The sequence below is a fragment of the Variovorax sp. AB1(2024) genome (genome assembly GCF_037482385.2).
Taxonomy (GTDB): Bacteria; Pseudomonadota; Gammaproteobacteria; order Burkholderiales; family Burkholderiaceae_C; genus Variovorax.
Map to the genome: position 1 here is coordinate 3,605,828 of NZ_JBBHKP020000001.1, position 19,090 is coordinate 3,624,917.

General features: G+C 68.1%; 23 protein-coding genes. 20 read left to right on the forward strand and 3 right to left on the reverse strand.

The genetic code is table 11. The features are described from left to right. Window positions 1-48: 48 nt before the first annotated feature. The 7 genes from WIX39_RS16875 to WIX39_RS16905 all read left to right on the forward strand — a co-directional run bounded on the left by WIX39_RS16875 (window position 49) and on the right by WIX39_RS16905 (window position 5,087). Window positions 49-1,038 (forward strand): 2Fe-2S iron-sulfur cluster-binding protein, encoded by a 990-nt coding sequence (locus tag WIX39_RS16875; protein ID WP_409195440.1) that lies wholly within the window; start codon window positions 49-51, stop codon window positions 1,036-1,038. Window positions 1,039-1,059: 21 nt separating this feature from the next. Then, entirely contained in the window at window positions 1,060-2,316 is a 1,257-nt protein-coding gene (locus tag WIX39_RS16880; protein ID WP_409195441.1) for an aromatic ring-hydroxylating dioxygenase subunit alpha, read from the forward strand. Beyond that, window positions 2,313-2,795: an aromatic-ring-hydroxylating dioxygenase subunit beta gene (locus WIX39_RS16885; protein WP_409195442.1), complete on the forward strand. Its 483-nt coding sequence runs from the start codon at window positions 2,313-2,315 to the stop codon at window positions 2,793-2,795. The genes WIX39_RS16880 and WIX39_RS16885 overlap by 4 nt, the downstream gene beginning before the upstream one ends. Window positions 2,796-2,809: 14 nt before the next feature. Continuing rightward, window positions 2,810-3,178, forward strand: coding sequence for a chorismate mutase (locus WIX39_RS16890; protein WP_409195443.1), 369 nt, complete (start codon window positions 2,810-2,812; stop codon window positions 3,176-3,178). Continuing rightward, window positions 3,175-4,143 (forward strand): Bug family tripartite tricarboxylate transporter substrate binding protein, encoded by a 969-nt coding sequence (locus tag WIX39_RS16895; protein ID WP_409195444.1) that lies wholly within the window; start codon window positions 3,175-3,177, stop codon window positions 4,141-4,143. Before WIX39_RS16890 ends, WIX39_RS16895 begins: the two co-directional genes overlap by 4 nt. Window positions 4,144-4,169: 26 nt before the next feature. Then, entirely contained in the window at window positions 4,170-4,490 is a 321-nt protein-coding gene (locus tag WIX39_RS16900) for a non-heme iron oxygenase ferredoxin subunit (protein WP_285410322.1), read from the forward strand. 105 nt (window positions 4,491-4,595) lie between these two features. Beyond that, window positions 4,596-5,087 (forward strand): RidA family protein, encoded by a 492-nt coding sequence (locus tag WIX39_RS16905; RefSeq protein ID WP_285410324.1) that lies wholly within the window; start codon window positions 4,596-4,598, stop codon window positions 5,085-5,087. Here WIX39_RS16905 and WIX39_RS16910 read toward each other — a convergent pair whose 3' ends face one another. Further along, window positions 5,088-6,155: a DUF72 domain-containing protein gene (locus tag WIX39_RS16910; protein ID WP_409195445.1), complete on the reverse strand. Its 1,068-nt coding sequence runs from the start codon at window positions 6,153-6,155 to the stop codon at window positions 5,088-5,090. A gap of 62 nt (window positions 6,156-6,217) precedes the next feature. On the opposite strand from WIX39_RS16910, the gene WIX39_RS16915 reads away from it, so the two are divergent. The 8 genes from WIX39_RS16915 to WIX39_RS16950 all read left to right on the forward strand — a co-directional run bounded on the left by WIX39_RS16915 (window position 6,218) and on the right by WIX39_RS16950 (window position 12,686). Then, a complete protein-coding gene (locus WIX39_RS16915) occupies window positions 6,218-7,723 on the forward strand; it encodes a sensor histidine kinase (protein ID WP_409195446.1) in 1,506 nt (501 codons plus the stop codon). Further along, entirely contained in the window at window positions 7,720-8,361 is a 642-nt protein-coding gene (locus tag WIX39_RS16920) for a response regulator transcription factor (RefSeq protein ID WP_285410329.1), read from the forward strand. Before WIX39_RS16915 ends, WIX39_RS16920 begins: the two co-directional genes overlap by 4 nt. A gap of 115 nt (window positions 8,362-8,476) precedes the next feature. Further along, window positions 8,477-8,977, forward strand: a complete 501-nt coding sequence (locus WIX39_RS16925; protein ID WP_409195447.1) for a GlcG/HbpS family heme-binding protein — start codon at window positions 8,477-8,479, stop codon at window positions 8,975-8,977. A gap of 2 nt (window positions 8,978-8,979) precedes the next feature. Then, window positions 8,980-9,678 carry an ankyrin repeat domain-containing protein gene (locus tag WIX39_RS16930; protein WP_409196351.1) on the forward strand — a complete coding sequence of 233 codons (699 nt, stop codon included), beginning with the start codon at window positions 8,980-8,982 and terminating at the stop codon, window positions 9,676-9,678. A gap of 43 nt (window positions 9,679-9,721) precedes the next feature. Next, window positions 9,722-10,366 carry an FMN-binding negative transcriptional regulator gene (locus WIX39_RS16935; RefSeq protein WP_409195448.1) on the forward strand — a complete coding sequence of 215 codons (645 nt, stop codon included), beginning with the start codon at window positions 9,722-9,724 and terminating at the stop codon, window positions 10,364-10,366. 1 nt (window position 10,367) lies between these two features. After that, window positions 10,368-10,604: a hypothetical protein gene (locus WIX39_RS16940; RefSeq protein WP_409195449.1), complete on the forward strand. Its 237-nt coding sequence runs from the start codon at window positions 10,368-10,370 to the stop codon at window positions 10,602-10,604. Then, window positions 10,594-11,718 (forward strand): tRNA adenosine(34) deaminase TadA, encoded by a 1,125-nt coding sequence (tadA, locus tag WIX39_RS16945; RefSeq protein ID WP_409195450.1) that lies wholly within the window; start codon window positions 10,594-10,596, stop codon window positions 11,716-11,718. Before WIX39_RS16940 ends, tadA begins: the two co-directional genes overlap by 11 nt. Then, entirely contained in the window at window positions 11,715-12,686 is a 972-nt protein-coding gene (locus tag WIX39_RS16950; protein WP_409195451.1) for an LD-carboxypeptidase, read from the forward strand. The genes tadA and WIX39_RS16950 overlap by 4 nt, the downstream gene beginning before the upstream one ends. A gap of 31 nt (window positions 12,687-12,717) precedes the next feature. Here the strand turns inward: WIX39_RS16950 and WIX39_RS16955 are convergent, their stop codons facing one another. Beyond that, entirely contained in the window at window positions 12,718-13,053 is a 336-nt protein-coding gene (locus WIX39_RS16955; protein WP_081270588.1) for a hypothetical protein, read from the reverse strand. A gap of 337 nt (window positions 13,054-13,390) precedes the next feature. On the opposite strand from WIX39_RS16955, the gene WIX39_RS16960 reads away from it, so the two are divergent. The 5 genes from WIX39_RS16960 to WIX39_RS16980 all read left to right on the forward strand — a co-directional run bounded on the left by WIX39_RS16960 (window position 13,391) and on the right by WIX39_RS16980 (window position 18,657). Next, window positions 13,391-14,341, forward strand: coding sequence for an adenylate/guanylate cyclase domain-containing protein (locus WIX39_RS16960; RefSeq protein ID WP_081270589.1), 951 nt, complete (start codon window positions 13,391-13,393; stop codon window positions 14,339-14,341). Window positions 14,342-14,450: 109 nt separating this feature from the next. Then, window positions 14,451-14,807: a hypothetical protein gene (locus WIX39_RS16965; protein WP_106934579.1), complete on the forward strand. Its 357-nt coding sequence runs from the start codon at window positions 14,451-14,453 to the stop codon at window positions 14,805-14,807. Window positions 14,808-15,006: 199 nt separating this feature from the next. After that, entirely contained in the window at window positions 15,007-16,830 is a 1,824-nt protein-coding gene (locus WIX39_RS16970) for a DUF1800 domain-containing protein (RefSeq protein ID WP_106934578.1), read from the forward strand. Window positions 16,831-16,852: 22 nt separating this feature from the next. Further along, window positions 16,853-18,304 (forward strand): DUF1501 domain-containing protein, encoded by a 1,452-nt coding sequence (locus WIX39_RS16975; protein WP_106934577.1) that lies wholly within the window; start codon window positions 16,853-16,855, stop codon window positions 18,302-18,304. Beyond that, a complete protein-coding gene (locus WIX39_RS16980) occupies window positions 18,301-18,657 on the forward strand; it encodes a hypothetical protein (protein ID WP_106934576.1) in 357 nt (118 codons plus the stop codon). The genes WIX39_RS16975 and WIX39_RS16980 overlap by 4 nt, the downstream gene beginning before the upstream one ends. A gap of 7 nt (window positions 18,658-18,664) precedes the next feature. Here the strand turns inward: WIX39_RS16980 and WIX39_RS16985 are convergent, their stop codons facing one another. Beyond that, window positions 18,665-19,027, reverse strand: coding sequence for a response regulator (locus WIX39_RS16985; RefSeq protein WP_081270594.1), 363 nt, complete (start codon window positions 19,025-19,027; stop codon window positions 18,665-18,667). Between the last annotated feature and the right edge of the window lie 63 nt (window positions 19,028-19,090).

Below are 19,090 nucleotides of genomic sequence, written 5' to 3' on the forward strand. Positions count from 1 at the left end.
CCTCCCAGAGACAGGCCGGCACCCACGCCGGCGCAAGAGAGCCCCACGATGGACCTGCACATACATCCCCTTGCCCGCACCCTCGAGGTACGCCCCGGCGCGAACCTGCTCGAAGTGCTGCGCGAGCATCACGTGCCGGTGTCCTACAGCTGCATGTCGGGGCGCTGCGGCACCTGCCGCTGCAAGGTGGTGTCGGGCCAGGTGCTCGACGGCGGGCAGGACGCCATCCGCCCGGACGGCCAGGGCGAGCGCTACGTGCTGGCCTGCCAGAGCACTCTCACCGAAAGCTGCGCCATCGAGATTCCCGAGCCGGACGAGGTGGTCGTGCATCCCGCGCGCATCCTGAAGGCCACGGTGACGGGCATCGACGAGCTGACCCACGACATCCGGCGCCTGCGCCTCAAGCCCAACAAGCCGCTGGAGTTTTCTCCCGGCCAGTACGCGCAGTTGCAGTTCGCCCCCGACCTCGCACGGCCGTATTCGATGGCTGGGCTGAGCCGCGACGCGGAGCTCGAGTTCCATGTGCGCCGCGTGCCCGGCGGGCGTGTCACGGCGCACATCTTCGAGCAATTGCGCATCGGCGATCCGGTGCGCGTGAGCGGGCCGCTCGGCACGGCCTACCTGCGCACCAAACACCGCGGACCGATGCTCTGTGCAGCGGGTGGCACCGGGCTGGCGCCGATTCTTTCGATCGTGCGCGGCGCCATCGCCGCCGGGCTCACGCAGCCGATCCACCTGTACCTCGGCGTGCGTTCCGATGCCGACGTTTACGGCCTGCAGGAACTGCGGGCGCTGCAGGCGCAGCACCCGGGCCTGGACGTGCACGTGGTGGTCGTCACCGGACCGGCGAACGGAAAGCAGCGCGTGGGCCTCATCACCGACGCGATCCGCGCCGACTGGCCCGGCAGCCTCGACGGCTGGCGCGCCTACCTCTGCGGCTCGCCGCCGATGGTCGAGGCCGTGACGCAGCTGGTGCGCGGCCGTGGCCTCGCACCCGAGCAGACGCATGCCGACGCCTTCTACCTGCAAGGCACCTGAACACAACGAAGGAGACCAACGATGACCACGCAAGCCGTGTTCCCCGTCGAACTGAAATGGGAGAGCGAGCAGACCGGCCGCATTCCCTTCATGGCCTACACCGACGAGGCCTTGCACAAGAAGGAGCTGCAGCGCTTCTTCTACGAGAAGCACTGGTGCTATGTCGGCCTGGAGGCCGAGATTCCGAACCCGGGCGACTTCAAGCGCACCGCCATCGGCGAGCGTTCCGTCATCATGTCGCGCGACGAGGCGGGCGAGATCCATGTGTTCGAAAACGTCTGCGCGCACCGCGGCATGCAGTTCTGCCGGGAACGCCACGGCAACAAGAAAGAGTTCGTCTGCCCCTACCACCAGTGGAACTACACGCTCAAGGGCGACCTGCAGGGCGTGCCGTTCCGGCGCGGCGTGAAGCAGGACGGCAAGGTCAACGGCGGCATGCCCGCCGACTTCAAGACCGAGGAGAACGGCCTCACCAAGCTCAAGGTGGCCTCGCGCGGCGGCGTGGTGTTCGCTTCGTTCGACCATGCGATCGAATCGTTCGAGGACTTTCTCGGCCCCGACATCCTTCATTATTTCGACCGGCTGTTCGATGGCCGCAAGCTCAAGATCCTCGGCTACAGCCGCCAGCGCATTCCAGGCAACTGGAAGCTGATGCAGGAGAACATCAAGGACCCGTACCACCCGGGCCTGCTGCACACCTGGTTCGTGACCTTCGGCCTCTGGCGCGCCGACAACAAGTCGGAGCTGAAGATGGACGCGCGCGGCCGACATGCCGCCATGATTTCCACGCGCGGCAGCGCCGGCAAGGCCGCGCAGGTGACGCAGGTGTCGAGCTTCAAGGAGAGCATGCAGCTCAAGGACCCGCGCTTCCTCGACATCGTTCCCGAGCCCTGGTGGGGCGGCCCGACGGCGGTGATGATGACGCTGTTCCCGAGCCTGATCCTGCAGCAGCAGGTCAACAGCGTGTCGACGCGCCACATCCAGCCTGTGGGGCACGACGCCTTCGACTTCGTCTGGACGCATTTCGGCTTCGAGGACGACACCGAGGAAATGACCCAGCGCCGCCTGCGCCAGGCCAACCTGTTCGGGCCCGCGGGCTTCGTCTCGGCGGACGACGGCGAGGTCATCGAGTTCTCGCAGGAAGGCTTCGAGCAGAAGCCATTCCACCGCACGCTTGCCGAGCTTGGTGGCCGGGAGGTCGAGAACACCGACCACATGGTGACGGAGACGCTGATTCGCGGTATGTACCGCTACTGGCGCGAGGTGATGGAGGCATGATGAAGCTCGACGCCGACACCTACCTCGAACTCTCGCGGCTCTACGCCGCGTACGCGCACGCCGTCGATTCCGGCCAGTGGAGCCTGTGGCCCGGCTTCTTCACCGAGCAGTGCAGCTACCGCCTGCAGCCGCGCGAGAACCACGAACGCGGCCTGCCGCTGGCCACCCTCTCTTTCGAGAGCCGGGGCATGCTCGAAGACCGCGTCTACGGCATCCAGGAGACGCTGTTCCACGACCCGTACTACCAGCGCCACGTGGTCGGCCTGCCGCTGGTGCACGCGGTCGATGCCGACGGCACGATCCACAGCGAGGCCAACTACGCGGTGTTCCGCACCAAGCTCGACCAGCCCTCCACCGTGTTCAACGTGGGGCGCTACATCGACACCGTGGTGCCCACGCCCGAGGGCCTGAAGTTCGCGTCGCGCCTGTGCGTGTTCGACAGCGAGATGATCCCGAACTCCATCATCTATCCGATCTGAAACCCGAGTCAGCCATGCAGCAAAAAGAACCAGAGACACACGGCGCGCCGCTGCGCCGCTTCACCGACCCCGCCTATGTGCCGCTGTGCGCCGACCTCGCCGAGGTGCGCGAGAACATCGACCGGCTCGACCGCCAGATCGTCGCGCTGCTTGCCGAGCGCGGCCGCTACGTGAAGGACGCCGCGCGCTTCAAGCGCGATGCCTTCCAGGTCTCGGCGCCGCAGCGCCAGCAGGAGGTGATCGACAAGGTGAAGGCGCTGGCCGAAGAGAAGGGCGCCTATCCGGAGGTGGTCGAGGCCGCCTACCGCGCGCTCATCGCGGGCTTCATCGCGCGCGAGCAGCAGGACCACCTGGGCATGGTGCCGGTGGAGGCCAAGGCATGAAGCACGCACGGCTCGGCATCGCCTTCACGGCGCTGGCAATGGCGGCGGCGGCCCACGCACAGGGCTGGCCGCAGCGCCCGATTCGCATCGTGGTGCCGTTCGCGGCCGGCTCGTCGCCCGACATCCTCGCGCGCATCGTCAACGACAAGCTGGCCGCGCGCATCGGCCAGCCGCTGATCGTCGACAACAAGCCCGGCGCGGGCGGCAATACCGGCACCGACCAGGCCTCCAAGGCGCAGCCCGACGGCTACACCTTCCTGCTGTCGGTGAATGCGCCGCTGGTCTACAACACCATCCTCTACAAGAACCTGCCGTACGACCCGTTCAAGGACCTCGTGCCGGTGTCGCTTGCGGCTACCACGCCCAACGTGTGCGCGGTGTCGAATTCGATGAACGTCGATTCGGTGAAGGGCTGGCTCGACGCAATGAAGCGCAACCCGGGCAAGTTCAATTTCGCTTCGACAGGCAACGGCTCCATCTCGCACCTGGGCGTGGAACTGGTCAAGCTCAAGACGAATTCGTTCGCGGTGCACATTCCGTATGCGTCGTCGGGCCAGGCGGTCACGGCCATCATCCAGGGCGACGTGCAGTTCGCCTGCCTGCCGCCGGTCTCGGTGATGCCGCAGGCCAAGGCCGGGCGGCTGAAGGCGCTGGCCGTTACCTCGGCGGAGCGCTCGCCACTGCTGGCGGAACTGCCGACGCTTCGCGAATCGGGCCTGCCCGACATCCAGGCCGTGCCCTGGTTCGCCTACATGGCACCCAAGGGCACGCCGAACGACGTGGTGCAGCGCATGAGCCGCGAGATTGCCGCGGTGCTGAAGGAGCCGGAGACGCTCAAGCGCCTGCAGACCGCTTACTTCGACCCCGTGGGCAGCACGCCCGAGGCGCTGAACAAGTTCATGACGGAGGAACTGCGCCGCTGGAAGCCCGTGATCGAGCGCGCCGGCCTGAAGGCCGACAACTGAACACTCCACAAAGCAAGGACGAGAACATGAGCACGATGACCTGGGTCGACGCCGCGGCGGTCGACGACGTTCCCTCCGACGACGTGGTGGGCATCGAGGTGCAGGGGCGCGACATCGCGCTTTACGGCACCGAAGATGGCATCCACGCCACCGACAACATCTGCACCCACGGCCATGCGCGGCTGTGCGACGGCTTCCTCGAAGGCCATGAGATCGAATGCCCGCTGCACCAGGGCCGCTTCGACGTGCGCACCGGCAAGGCGATGTGCGCGCCGCTGACCGAAGACCTGCGCAGCTATCCGGTGAAGATCGAGGGCGGCCGCGTCTTCCTCTCGTTCGATCAGTGAAGGCAGCCGCTTCGGGCCATCTGTTGCGGCTCGAAGCGGATCGATCTGTATCTGTTTTCCCGCAGGACGGCTGGCGAAAATGAGGCTCTTTTTCATGGAACCGATATGACAGCGCAGAGCCGAGACCAGATCGCCGACCAGATTGCAGCCGAGCTGGGCCACAGCTTCGACGGCGACATCATTGCCGGCGGCCACTACGTGCCGATCGTGCGAGACGGCCGCACGGTCTACCTCAGCGGGCAGGTTCCGCGCGTGGGCACCACGGTGGTGGTCACGGGCCGCGTCGGCGATGCGGTCACGCTCGACAAGGCCCGCGAGGGCGCCCAGATCTGCGCCCTGCGCAGCCTCGCGCTGCTGCGCCGTTCGCTCGGCTCGCTCGACGCGGTGGAGAAGGTGCTGCGCGTCGGCGTGTTCGTGCAGTGCACCGCCGACTTCACGCAGCAGAGCGAAGTGGCCGATGCCGCGTCCGACCTGCTGCACCGCGTGTTCGGCGACGCCGGCGTGCATGTGCGCACGGCGGTCGGTGTCTATGCGCTGCCGAAGAACGCGACCGTCGAGGTCGAGATGACCGTGGCGGCCAAGCACGACATCCGCTGACTAGCCGGCCTTCAGCGCGGCAAGGTCGCGAGCGAGCTGCGCGATCGTGAGAGGGGCGCAGCCCTCGGCGTTGTTGCTCACGGTGACGAAGGCGTTCTGGCCCGCGCGGGTGGTGCCCGCGATCACCTTGGCCAGCGCGGCGCGCGTCTCGGGGTCGGGGTCGACGATCCTGTCGAACGGGCCATAGAGCTTTTCCGCGTCTTCGTAGCCGAAGCGGCCGTGGCGGCGGTGCAGGTTCCAGCGGCACACCAGCGGCCCGGGCCACAGCGCGCGCAGCATCGGCAGTTGCTCTTCGATGGGCGGCATCTTCGCGTGCAGGCCCATGCAGAAGGTGGCGCCCATGCTGCGCAGCATGTCGGCGAAGGCGGGGGTCAGGAGCTGCGGGTCGCGCACCTCGACGGCGATCACCGCGTCGGGCGCGGTCTGCTTCAGGTCGGGCAGCGCGCCGAGCATGTCGGCAATGCGAGCCAGCAGCGCCGGCTGGTTGGCCAGCAGGTGGCCGGGGATCGGGCTCAGCTGGAACACCAGCACGCCGATGCGATGGCCCAGCCCTTCGAGCGCGGGCAGCACGAACTCCTGCCGCGCGATCTCGCTGCTGAGGAACACCGGGTTGGCCTGCATGCCGCGGCCGCTTTCGTCGCGCACGGTGGCGTCGGTCACCAGGCTGGGCGCCTTCACCATGAAGCGGAAGTCGTCCGGCACCATGGCCGCGTAGCGCGCGTACTGGCTGGCGGTGAGGGCGCGATAGAAGTTGCGGTCCAGGCTCACGGTGCGGAACAGCGGATGCTGCGCGAGCGCGGAAAGGCCGTTCTTCGACAGCACCGACTCGGCGTATTCGCCGTTCCACACGAGGCCGGCCCAGCCGGGGTAGCTCCACGACGACGTTCCGAGCCGCAGGTTGGGCGGCAGCGCGGCGGCGAGTTCGACGAGCGCCGGGTCCGCCGGCGCGGGCTCGACCGTGCCGGTGCGCGGCTTTTTTCCAGCGGCTGGTTCGGGGGGCGGCGGGGCCACCTGCACCTCCTGTGCGGGCGGCAGATCGGGGAAAAGGGAGTCCTGTACTTCAGCCATGTCTGGGGCGGCATTCTCGGCCAACACGGGGGCGGCCTGCCGCGCCGGGCACAATCCGCGCCATGAAACAGTGGTTGCGTGCGCAAGGTGGATGGTGGCTGGCATGGGTGGTGCTCACCGTGGCCGGCGCTGTCTGGATCGCGCGCGCAGAACTGGCGCAGATGCACCAGGACTTCGAGACCGACGTGCGCATCGCGCACCGGCTCATGAGCCAGCAGATGGTGCAGTACGACGCCGTGCTGGCCACGCTGGCGCTGCTGGAGCCCAGCACCGGCGCCGACCATCCAGAGCAGCGCCTGCCCTCCGTGTATTCGTCGATCCTGCGGGTGCAGCGCCGCGAGCGCGACGAACCCTGGCCGGACGCCGGTCCGGCGGCGAGCGCCACACCCGCCGCGCTGGCCGCCGCCGAGGCCCGCTCGCGCAGCCAGCATCGCGCCGACCTCGCGTCGCTGGACCTGGCGCACGGCCGCTATGTGCTGGTGATCGGCGCCACGCCGTTCAGCTACGCGCTCGACATCGACCTGGCCGGCTCGGTGCCCTGGCGCGACTGGCCCATGAACCCGCAGGTCAGCCCGGTGCGGCTGAGCCTGCAGCGTGACGGCCAGCAACTGGTGCTGCAGCCCGGCCGGCCCACCGCGGGCGGCTGGCGCTTCGGCCTGACCAAGCCGCTGGCGTCGCCGAGCCAGCCCTTCGACCTCGTGGCGGAGCGGCAGGTGGGCTGGGGCGAACTCCCGTGGCGCGGCATCGGCGCCTGGGCCGTCGCGACGGCGCTGCTGCTGGCCGGACTGTGGATGGCGCAGCGCCAGCGCATCGCGCGGCGCCGGGCCGAGGAACTGCTGCGGCTCGGGCAGGTCGCGCGGCTCAACGCGCTGGGCGAGCTATCGGCCGGGCTGGCGCATGAACTCAACCAGCCGCTGACGGCGGTGCTGGCCAACGCGCAGGCCGCGCGCCGCCTGCTGGACGACGAGCCGCCGGACCTGGCCACCGCACGCGACGCGATGGGCCAGGCGGTCGAGCAGGCGCGCCGCGCGGCGGGCGTCGTGGGGCGCCTGCGGCGGGTGATCGAGCGGCCCGAGGCTGCGGGAGACGCCAGGCCGCTGGTGCTGCAGGAGGTGGTGCGCAGTGCCATGCACCTGCTCGCGCCGGAGTTCGGCCGGCGCGGCATCGTCGCGCAGTTCGACCCCACGGCGCAGGCGCCGGTGCGGGTGCAAGCCGAAGCCGTGGCGCTGGAGCAGATCGTGCACAACCTGCTGATGAACGCATTGCAGGCGCTCGAGCTGGTGCCCGCGGGCGACCGGCGCCTGGCCATCGCGGTGGGGCGCAACGGCGAGGAGGGCGTGCTGACCGTCACCGACAACGGGCGTGGGATCGCGCCCGATGCCTTGCCGCGCCTTTTCGAGCCCTTCTTCAGCACGCGCGAAGGCGGGCTGGGCCTCGGCCTGAGCCTGAGCGAAACGCTGGCCAGCGGCATGGGCGGCAGCCTGAGCGCGGCCAATGCGTCGCCGCGCGGCGCGCGCTTCACGCTGTTGCTGCCGCTGGTCGCGCCGCCTGCGGAGCGCGCGCCATGAACGCGCCGGCAATCCACCAGCCGCAGTCGCCGCTGATCCACCTGATCGACGACGACGAGGCGGTGCGCGACGGCCTGTCGCTGCTGATCGGCACGGTCGGCCTGCGCGTGCAGGGCTGGGCCGACCCGGCGGCTTTCATCGACGGCTTCGACCGCGCGAGCGTCGGCGCCATCGTGCTCGACGTGCGCATGCCGGGCATCAGCGGGCTCACGGTGCTCGACCGACTGATGGCGCAGGGCGTGGACCAGCCCGTCATCATGCTGACCGGCCACGGCACGGTCGAGATGTGCCGGCGTGCCTTCAAGGCCGGCGCGGCCGAGTTCCTCGAGAAGCCGGTGGACGACGAGCAATTGCTCGAGGCACTGCAGCAGGCGGTGCGCCAGCATGTGCGTTCGCGCGAGCGCTCGCAGGCCGACAACGCCGCGCGTGAACGGGTGGCGCAACTGTCGGAGCGCGAGCGCGAGGTGCTGGCCTTCATCGTGCAGGGGCTCACCAACAAGGAGATCGCGCGCACGCTCGCGCTGTCGCCGCGCACGGTCGAGACGCATCGCGCCAACCTGTTCGCCAAGCTCGACTGCGATTCGCTCGCGCAATTGATCCGCCGCTACGCGCTGCTGGTCGACGGCGGCGCTCCGTAGTTCTACGGAGCGCCGCGCGTAGCCGTACGAATGGCCGCGCAGGCCGGTGTTTTCTACAGTGGCGCAGCCGTCGGCAAGGGCCGGCGCAAACACCATCCACTGGAGAAAACGAACAATGCAATCCGTCCTTCGCCTCGGCAGCCTCGCCGTCCTGCTCGCCGCTTCGGTCGCCCAGGCCCAGACGCCGGCACCGGCCGTTCGCACCGAAAAGAACATGTCGCTCGCGCTGGCCAACCAGCTCGCGGCCGAAGCCGTGGCCGCCTGCGCCGCCAACGGCTACAACGTCGCCGCCACCGTGGTCGACCGCGCAGGCACCGTGCGTGCCGTGCAGCGCGCCGACAACGCCGGCCCGCACACGCTGGCATCGAGCGAGCGCAAGGCCTGGACTTCGGCCTCGGCCAAGAGCCCGACGCAGGCCATGATGGAAGGTTCGCAGAAGAACCCCGGCGGCGCCAACCTGGTGTACCTGCCGGGCATGCTGCTGCTGGGCGGCGGCGTGCCGGTGAAGTCGGGCAACGAAGTGATCGGCGCCGTGGGCGTGGGCGGCGCGCCCGGCGGCCACCTCGACGAGCAATGCGCCAACGCGGCCATCGAGAAGGTCAAGGGCCTGCTCTGATGATGGCGGCGCGCGGTATTTGGTCGGGTGTGCTGGCGGTCGCGCTCGGGCTGTGCGTGCCGCTGGGCGCGCTCGCCCAGGTGCCGCCGCTGGCGGCCGAGGTGCTGGCGTACGACGGGCTGCACCAGGCCGCCTGGCAGGGCGACCTGCCGAAGCTCAAGGCATTGATCGCCTCGGGCGCGAATCTCGATGCCCGCGACACACGCGGGCGCACGCCGCTGCAGGTCGCCACGCATGCGCGGCAGCGCGAGGCGATCAAGCTGCTGGCCAAGGCGGGCGCGAATCTCGATCTGCTCGAGGACGACCGCTACGACGCAGTCACCATCGCCGCGGTGGCCGACGACAGCGCCACGCTTTCGCTGCTGCTGTCGCTCGGCGCCAAGGCCGGGCAGGTCACGAGCCGCTACGACGGCACGGCGCTGATCGCCGCCGCGCACCTGGGGCATGACGAAGTCGTGCGCCGGCTGATCGCGGCCGGGGCTCCGCTGGACCATGTCAACAACCTGCACTGGACGGCGGTGATCGAATCGATCGTGCTCGGCGACGGCGGTCCGCGCCACCAGCGCACGCTGGCCGCGCTGATCGACGGGGGCGCCAACCTGGCGCTTGCCGACCGGCAGGGCAACACGCCGCTGCAGCTTGCAAAGGCGCGGGGCTACACCGCGATGGTCAAGCTGCTGGAGAGCGCACGCACGAGATAGGCGGCTCGGGGACAATCGGGCCTCGCCACGAGGAACCCGCCCCATGTACATGCCTCCGCAGTTCAATGCCAAGGACCCGGCCATCGCGCTGGACCTGATGCGCTCGCATCCGTTCGCGAGCCTGATCTCCAACGACGACGACGGCCTGCCGTTCGTCACGCACCTGCCGCTGGTGGCCGAGCCGCGAGGGGCCGGCGAACTGGTGCTGCTGGGCCATTGCGCCAAGCCCAACCCGCACTGGCGGTATCTGCAAGCACGACCCACGGCCGTCGCTACCTTCCTCGGGCCGCATGCATACCTTTCGCCGTCGGTGTATCCCGACCTGGCGCGCGTGCCCACCTGGAACTACCTGAGCGTGCACTGCACGGTCGAGGCCACGCTCATCGAAGACGCTGCCGTCAAGGACGTGCTGCTCAAGAAGCTCATCGGCGACCACGAGCCGGCGTATGCGCAGCAGTGGCGCGACCTGGGCGAGGAGTTCCAGCTCAAGATGCTCGCCGGCATCGTCGGTTTCGAGCTGCGCGTGACGGCGCTTCAATGCAAGGTCAAGCTCAACCAGCATCGCCGTGAATCGCACGCCGCCATGCACGCGATGTACAGCGCCGGCACGCCGGACGAACAGGCACTGGCCACCTGGATGGACCGCCTGGGCCTGGCTTCGGAAGCCCCCGTGGCGGAGGGCCGCTGACATGCGCGGACTCGGGTTGATCGGCCTGTTGCTGGCGCTGCTGGTCGTCGGGCTGGTCGCGAAGAAGCAGATGGCCAGCAGCGTCGTTCACGTGGTGCCTTCGGTGCCCGGTGTTGCCGCGGCACCGGCCGGCGAGCCGGCGGGCAATGTGCGCGAGCAGTCGCAGCGCGTGCAGCAGCAGGTCAAGGACGCTCTCGAAGCGGCGAGCAAGCCGCGCCCAATGCCGGATGACAACTGAATCGACCTCGCTTCCACCACCGACGGAAGACGCGCACTGGATGGCGCTCGCGCTGGCCCAGGCACGCCTGGCAGCCGAAGCGGGCGAGGTGCCCGTCGGCGCGGTGCTGGTGCGCAATGGCCAGCTGATCGCGACGGGCCGCAACACACCGGTCGCGCAGCACGACCCGAGCGCGCATGCGGAGATCAACGCGCTGCGCGCCGGCGCCGCTGCGCTCGGCAACTACCGGCTCGATGGCTGCGAGCTGTTCGTCACGCTCGAGCCCTGCGCGATGTGCGCGGGCGCGATGCTGCATTCGCGGCTGGCGCGCGTGGTGTTCGGTGCGACCGACCCCAAGACCGGCGCGGCCGGTTCGGTGCTCAACCTGTTCGCGCAGCCGCGCCTGAACCATCGCACGCAGGTGAGCGGCGGAGTGCTTGCCGACGAATGCGCAGCCGTGCTCCAGGCTTTCTTCCAGCAGCGTCGCAGCGCGGCGCGCGAGCAGGCAGAGCCCTTGCGCGACGACGCACTGCGCACGCCGGCGGACCGCTTCGCAGCGCTGCCCGACTACGCTTTTGCGCCGCACTACGTTCAGGACCTGCCTGCCCAGCGTGGCTGGCGCATGCATTGGGTCGATGAAAGCGGCGAGGGTGGCGAAGGCGAGGTCGCATGCTGCCTCTGCCTGCACGGCCCCGGCGAGTGGGGCTACTTTTTCCGGCGCCTCGTCGGCCAGCCCGGGTTGCGCACCCTGGTGCCCGACCTCATCGGCTTCGGCAAGAGCGACAAGCCCAAGCGCGAGGCGGCGCACCAGCTCGAATGGCACCGCGACGTGCTGCTCGAGTGGCTGGCGCGGGTGCAGACCGTTTCGGCACCGGTGCTGGTGCACAGTGCGGCGGCGAGCGAACTTGCTGCGCTGCTGCACGCGGCGGCGCCCGGGCGCTTTGCCGCCTTGCTCGTCGCGCCCGAGGGCCATGAGCGCATCAAGGACGCCTGGCGCGCGCCTTTTCCCGACCGGGGCTACGAGGCCGCGCTGCGCGCGCTCGGCCCGGTCGCATCTTCCTCCGGGCCGACTGTCGCGCAGGCTCGCACCTTCGTGCAGCAGGTGCGAAACGCAATGGGATACTCGAACTCGTGACCAAACACATCTACATCTATTCCCCCTCCAGCGCGATCCGCGACAAGGCGGCTTTCCGGCGCGGCGTGAAGCGCCTCAAGGCGCTGGGCCACGAAGTCGAAATCGACGAGGCGGCACTCTCTGTGCACCAGCGTTTTGCCGGCGACGACGTCACGCGGCTCGCCGCGATCTCGCGCGCGGCGGCCAGCGGCGCTGACGTGGCGCTCATTTCGCGCGGCGGCTACGGCCTGACCCGCATCCTCGATTCGCTGCCGTACAAGGCCCTGGCAAAGGCTGTCGAGAAAGGCACCGAGTTCGTGGGCTGCAGCGACTTCACCGCGCTGCAGAACGCGTTGTTCGCAAAGACCGGCGCCACCACCTGGTCAGGCCCGGCGGTCGGCGAAGACTTCGGTGCCGAAGGCGGCCCCGACGACATCATGGAAGCCTGCTTCGACGACCTCGTAAGCGGGCAGGGCGAAGGCACCGGCTGGCGCATGCCGGCGCGCGATGTGGACCTGAAGTTCAAGCCCGTGCAAGACGCGGTGCTGTGGGGCGGCAACCTCTGCGTGCTGGCCAGCCTGCTCGGCACGCCCTACTTCCCGGTGGTGGAAAAGGGCGTGTTGTTCATCGAGGACACCAACGAGCATCCGTACCGTGTGGAACGCATGCTCGACCAGTTGAAGATGGCCGGCGTGCTGGCGCGCCAGCGTGCCGTCGTGTTCGGTCAATTCACCGGCACGCGCAAGGTGCCGGGCTACGACCGCGGCTTCGGCATGAACACGGTGATCGACCGGCTGCGCGCGTCGCTGAAGGTTCCGGTGCTCTCGGGCCTGCCGTTCGGGCATGTGCCCACGAAGGTGCTGCTGCCCGTGGGGGCCAAGGTGTCGATGGCGGCGGAAGGGCGCGATGTCTTTCTGGTCTGGGGCCATCGGCACCCGTCCGGCAATGAAGACCATCACGGGCACGACCACCATCATCACGCCCACTGAAGCGGCAGGCCGGGGAGGCCGCCGAGCGGCTTCAGCCGTTGTCGGTGAAGCGCTGGTGCGTGCGGGGAGCCATCGAGCCGGGCAGGCCGCCCTTGAACATGCTGTTGATGGCTTTCATCTGGCGGCGTGCGGCGGTTTCGCCGTCGATGGCGCTCAGCGCGATCATCACGTCCTGGCGCAGATACCAGAGGGCTTCGACATCGACGGCGAAGCGAACGCGCTGGCTGACTCGCTGTATGGAGTGACCGCCGTGGCCCTGGAGAATCGACAGCATCGCGGTACGGATGCGCCCCAATTGGTTCTCCGCCACCTGGCGGGACCCGAAGCCGGGTACGTTCAGCAGACGAAGAATGCGGCGGAAAAGCATGGGACGAAAAGCGTATTGCCGAAAGCCAGAACGGTCGCTACCTTAAGCCTCAGTTCTCGGTTGCACAAGATCCGGAACAGTGTTTCTTGTCTTGAAACAACACGCTTTGCCTACGATTTCAAACAGCGATTAAATTTTGTTTTCTAAAGTAGTACATCTGGTTGTGATCAATTTGTGAATCCGTCGTCCTGTTACCCGCGTATACAACTCCGTCGACATCGAAGTTGTGCAGATCGTTTCCTTGACCAGGCGCGTGCCAGGGAAAACTGCTTGCGGAGGAACATGAGGGGCGCCGACCATCATTAACCAGAGATCGCAATTCGAGAACCACAACAATATGGGTGTCAATTCCACAGTCGTATTCGCGGACTTGACGGGGAGCACCAGGGTCTTCGAGGCCATGGGCAATGCAAGAGCCACCGAAACCGTGACGCGACTTACCCAATGGATCGGCAATGTCTGCCAGGCCCATGGCGGGCGGGTCGTCAAGTCGCTGGGAGACGGCGTGTTTGCCATCTTCTCCAGCGGCTCGGCCGCCACGAACGCGGTCATCGAATTGCAGCGCTATCACCAGAAGCGCCTGCTGGTCTGGCCCGCGCCGTTGCGCATGGCCCTGCAGATCGGCGTTGCCAGCGGCGATGTGGTCGAGGTCGAGGGCGATTGCTATGGCGACGCCGTCAACCTGGCGTCGCGGCTCAGCGACCTTGCCGGCCCCGGCCAGATCTGGGTGACCGATGCCGTGATCTCGCAGCTGCGCGATGGCGGCGTGCAGCACCGCGACCTCGGGCTCATCAACATTCGCGGGCGCAGCGAGATGTCGGTCGTGCACCGCATCGACTGGCAGGAGGAAGTGACCTCTTTCCTGACCGTGCCCGCTGCACTGGCGCCTGCGCGCATGCCCGATTCATCGTTCGGCCAGATCGAGCTGGCCTGGCTCGACGTGCGCTCCATGTTCAGCCTGGAGCAGTTGCCGATCCATCTCGGCCGTGTGGACGACGCGCAGTTCGTGGTGAACGACCCACGCGTGTCGCGGCTGCATGCGCGCATCGAGGTGCGCCAGGGCAGTTGCGTGCTGATCGACGTCAGCACCTACGGCACCTGGGTGCGTTTTCACGGCAATGGCGGCCCCAGCACCGAAATCGCCCTGCGGCGCGAGGAATGCCTGTTGCACGGCAGCGGGGAAATCGGCCTTGGCGCGCCGCTGAGCGACTTCAGCGCCCCGACCATTTCCTTCAACACGACTGGCGGCGACGTGATGCTGACGCGCCGGGAAATCGCGCGTCGGTGACGTTTGGCAACCATCTGTCGGCGCGCCGGGTGCACCGCGCGCGTGCAAGATGCGTTGCGTATGGACCCGGGCGCTGTCCGCCCCGGTCCTTTCTGGCTCTGGAGCCGCAATGAACACCAAAAATCATTCTTCCGTTTTCAAATGGGCCGCCTTCGGCGCCATCGCGGCCGCCGCGCTGCTCGCCGTGGTTTCCGCCAGTGCGCGCACGAGCTGGTCGGTACAGATCGGAACGCCGGGCTATGTGGAGACCTATCCGGCGGCGCCTGCCTACTACCCGCCGGCACCGGTCTATTCGTATCCGGCCCCCATCTACTACGCACCGCCGCCGCCGGTCTATTACCGTCCTCCGCCGCCCGTGTACTACCGTCCGGCCCCGGTCTACGTGCCGCCGGCGGGCCGCGTCTACTACGGGCCGGGCTATCCGTACCGTCCGCCGAACGGCGAATACTACGAAGAACGCGACTGACGGCTTTCCTTACTCCCGAACCCATGGCATGCCTTCTGGCATGCCATTTTTGTTTCTGCAGGTGACGAAAAAGTCACAAAAAGTCACATTCTTGGGTTTTGCTGCCATGCGCCTGCACGGCCGTACCCCCGAATTCCGCAAGGCATGCCGCTTGCCTTGAGCGCTCCAACGGCACGGAAATGCCGAAGGAGCGAGGACCATGGTGGAACAGATCGAGGTGGCTCGGGTCGAGGCACCCATGCCCCAGGAGGCGGCGGCAAGAGGAACCGAAGAAGAACGGCCCGGCGGCGCGGAACGTCCCCTGAAAGCGCTGGCCGGGTTTTCCATTTCGGCGGCGCTGGCTGCGTGCGGCGGAGGAGGGGGCGGCGGTGGTGGCGGAAGCAGCCTCCCGTTCGTCGGTATCGGCGGCGGGGCGCCAGGTGCCGCTCCTGAGGCGGCGGCGGACACCGGCCTCTATCACTACCCCCAGGCCAAGACCGACGAAGAAGCGGCGCGCTTCCTTCTGCAGGCGCAGTTCTCGGCCTCCGATGCGGAAATTGCCGATGTGCGCGCCAAGGGCTATCTGCCCTGGCTCAGCGAGCGCTTCGGCGCGGCACGCGCGCCCACCGCGTGGGACTGGACCAATGGCAAGCCCTACGGCAGCGTCGACATCGAACCGATGATCTGGCGCGAGCTGATGGTCTCCCCGGACCCGGTTCGCAAGCGAATGGCATTGGCGCTCAGCGAGATCTTCGTGGTCTCGGCCAACGAGATCGGCTCCAGCTGGCCCGTCCACATGATGGCCCAGTACTGGGACGTGCTGGTCGCAGGCGTCACCGGCAACTTCCGCCAGTTGCTGGAAGACGTCACGCTGAACCCCGCGATGGGCTTCTACCTGAACACGCGCGACAACCGCAAGGAAGACGCGTCCGGCAGCCAGCCCGACGAGAACTACGCGCGCGAGGTCATGCAGCTCATGACCATCGGCCTGTACCAGCTCAACGGCGACGGCACGCTCAAGACCGGCGCCGACGGCCAGCCGATCGAGACCTACGTGCAGGACGACGTGTCGAACCTCGCGCGCGTCTTCACCGGCTACGACCTCGACATCAAGCCCGCCGAGCGCAACAGCTTCACCACGCCGGGCGGCGGTGTCATCGAGACCAATGCCTGGACCACGCGTGCGATGGCCTTCACATCCGCGAAGCACTCGATGCTGGAGGCCCGATTCCTCGGCGCCACGGTGCCCGCCGGCACCCCCGGCCCGGCGGCGCTGAAGACCGCGCTCGACACGCTCTTCAACCACCCGAACGTCGCCCCCTTCATCGGCAGGCAGTTGATCCAGCGGCTGGTGACGAGCAACCCCAGCCCGGCCTACGTCAAGCGCGTGGCCGACACCTTCGCGAACAACGGCGCGGGCGTGCGCGGCGACATGAAGAGCGTGTTTGCCGCCGTGCTGCTGGACGACGAGGCGCGTGAACCCGCGGGCCTGGCCAACCCCAACTTCGGCCGCCTGCGCGAGCCCATGCTGCGGCTCGTGCAATGGGGCCGCACCTTCGGCATCGGCTCGTCCAAGGACACCTGGAAGATCGACAACACCTCCGACCCGAGCCGGTCCCTGGGCCAGAGCCCGCTGCGTTCGCCCTCGGTGTTCAACTTCTTCCGGCCGGGCTACGTGCCACCGGCAACGGCCATCGCCAGCAACAAGATGGTCGCGCCCGAGTTCCAGCTCGTCAACGAGACCAGCGTTGGCGGCTACCTCAACTTCATGCAGGACAAGCTGCTCAACGGCTTCGACGGCAAGGACGTGACGGCCAGCTACGCGGCCGAGAAGGCGCTGAGCGCCGACCCCGCCGCGCTGGTGCGCCGGCTCAACCTGCTGCTCGCAGGCAACCAGCTGTCGGCCGGCACGGTAGCGCTCATCACCGATGCGCTCTCCAAGGCACCGCTCGTGAACCCCGGCACCGACGCCGCGCGGCTCAACCTCATCTGCGCCGGCGTACTGCTGGTGATGGGCTCGCCCGAATACCTCGTCCAGAAATGAAGCACACGGGAGCGATCCGCACATGTACCTGATCAATCCAGCCGAGCACACGCGCCGCGCCTTCCTGCGCCGCGCGGGCCACCTCGCGATGGCCGGCACCGCGATGCCGTTCGCGATCAATCTCGCGGCGATGGGCGAGGCCGCCGCCCAGGGCGCGCCCGGCGATGACTACAAGGCACTGGTCTGCATCTTCCTGTTCGGCGGCAACGACTACGCCAACACCCTCGTCGCCTACGACGACGCCAGCTACGCCAGGTACAGCAGCATTCGCGGCGCCATCGCACTGCCTTCGGACGCTGCGCTCGCGCTCACCGAGCTCAAGCCGACGACCCCGCTTTCCGGTGGCCGCAAGTACGCGCTGAACCCGAAGATGAGCGGCCTGGCCACGCTGTTCGACCAGGGCCGGATGGCGGTGCAGCTCAACGTCGGACCGCTCATCAAGCCGCTCACGCGCGCGCAGTTCAACAGCGGCAACCGCAAGGACTTCCCGATCCCGCCCAAGCTGTTCTCGCACAACGACCAGCAGTCGGTGTGGCAGTCGTCGTCCCCCGAAGGCTCCACCATCGGATGGGGCGGCAACATCGGCGACCTCGCGCTTTCGCAGAACGCGACGGGGTCGCTGTTCACCTGCATCTCGGTGTCGGGCAACACCGTGTTCCTGTCGGGCGACGAGGCACAGCAATACCAGGTCGGCACGGGCGGTGCGGTGCGCATCGCCAGCGTGAGCAGTGCCAGCGGCAGCGTCTACGGGTCCACGGCGGTCAAGGCGGCCATGCAGCAGATCGCGCAGCAGGCGCGCGGCCATACGCTGGAGAACGAATACAACAAGGTCACGAAACGCGCCACCGACGCCGAAGGCAAGATCACCGGCGCCATCCAGATGAACGACCTGGCAGGCTTTCCGAACACCAACCTGGCGGACCAGCTCAAGATGGTCGCGCGCCTGATACGCGGGCGCACGGCCCTGGGCGTGAAGCGCCAGGTGTTCTTCGTGTCGATGGGCGGCTTCGACCTGCACGACGACATCGACACCAAGCAGGGCCCGCTGATGGAGCGGCTTTCCGGCGCCATGGCCGCGTTCCAGGCGCAGATGGATGCATGGAGCCTGTCGGAGAACGTGACGGCCTTCACCGCCTCGGACTTCGGCCGCACGCTGTCGAGCAACGGCAACGGTTCCGACCACGGCTGGGGCAGCCACCATTTCGTGATGGGCGGCGCCGTGAAAGGCAAGGCCCTGTACGGCACGCCGCCGCCGGTGAGCGTGGGCAACAGCTCCGCCGACGAAGACCAGTGGCACGTCGGCCAGGGCCGTTTGCTGCCGACCACCTCGGTGGACCAGTACGCCGCCACGCTGGCGCGCTGGTTCGGCGTGCCGGATGCGGACCTGAACGCCATCCTGCCCAACCTCAGGAACTTCGGCCTGACGGCGCCGAGCGGCATCGCCTATCCGCGCGACATCGGATTCATGAAATGACCGGACTCATCGGAATGGAAGGCGGGGCCACCATCAGCTTCGCGCCGGAGCTTCCCAGCCCGCCGCAACCGCCGCGCGTGCGCACCATCGATTCGACGTCGATGCCGCTGCACCCCTTCACCAGCGTCGATGCCGCCATTGCGGCGGTGGAAGCGCTCGACGGCGAACTCGAGAAGTTCGAACTCGCGGTGGCCGACAACCTGCAGGACTACCTCGGCGTGCAGATGGCGCAGATCACCGACAGCGCGCTGGCCCGCGGCTGGGAGCCGGTCAGCTTCTTGCAGAAGGAGGGCTTCCGCCTGTATCGCTACGAGGCCATGCGCAGCTACACGAGGCGCGGCAAGCGGCGCTGAACGGTGCTCAGCCGGGCGGCTGCGCCAGGATCCGGTCCAGCTTGTCGATGTCGATCGGCTTTTGCAGGTGGTGGTCGAACAGGCCCTTGGCCGACTGGCCGCCGCTGTCGTTGGCCGAGAAACCCGAGATCGCCACCAGCAGCTTCGGCGCGCCGGCGGCCGCATTGGCACGCAACTGGCGCGCCACCTCGGTGCCGGGGAAGTCGGGCAGCGTGAGGTCGATCAGCGCGGCATCGAAGCTCTCGGCGGCGGCCGCGTCGAGCGCCTGTCGGGCTGTGTAGGTGCAGCGCGCCGTGTGGTCCTGCAATGTCAGCAGTTCCTGCAACAGGTCGGCCGCGGCTTCGTTGTCGTCGACGATCAGCACATTCACAGCTTTGTTTCTTTCCGGGTTTTCAAGGTCATCAGTATCGCGGGCGCCCGCGCGCGTGGGGGT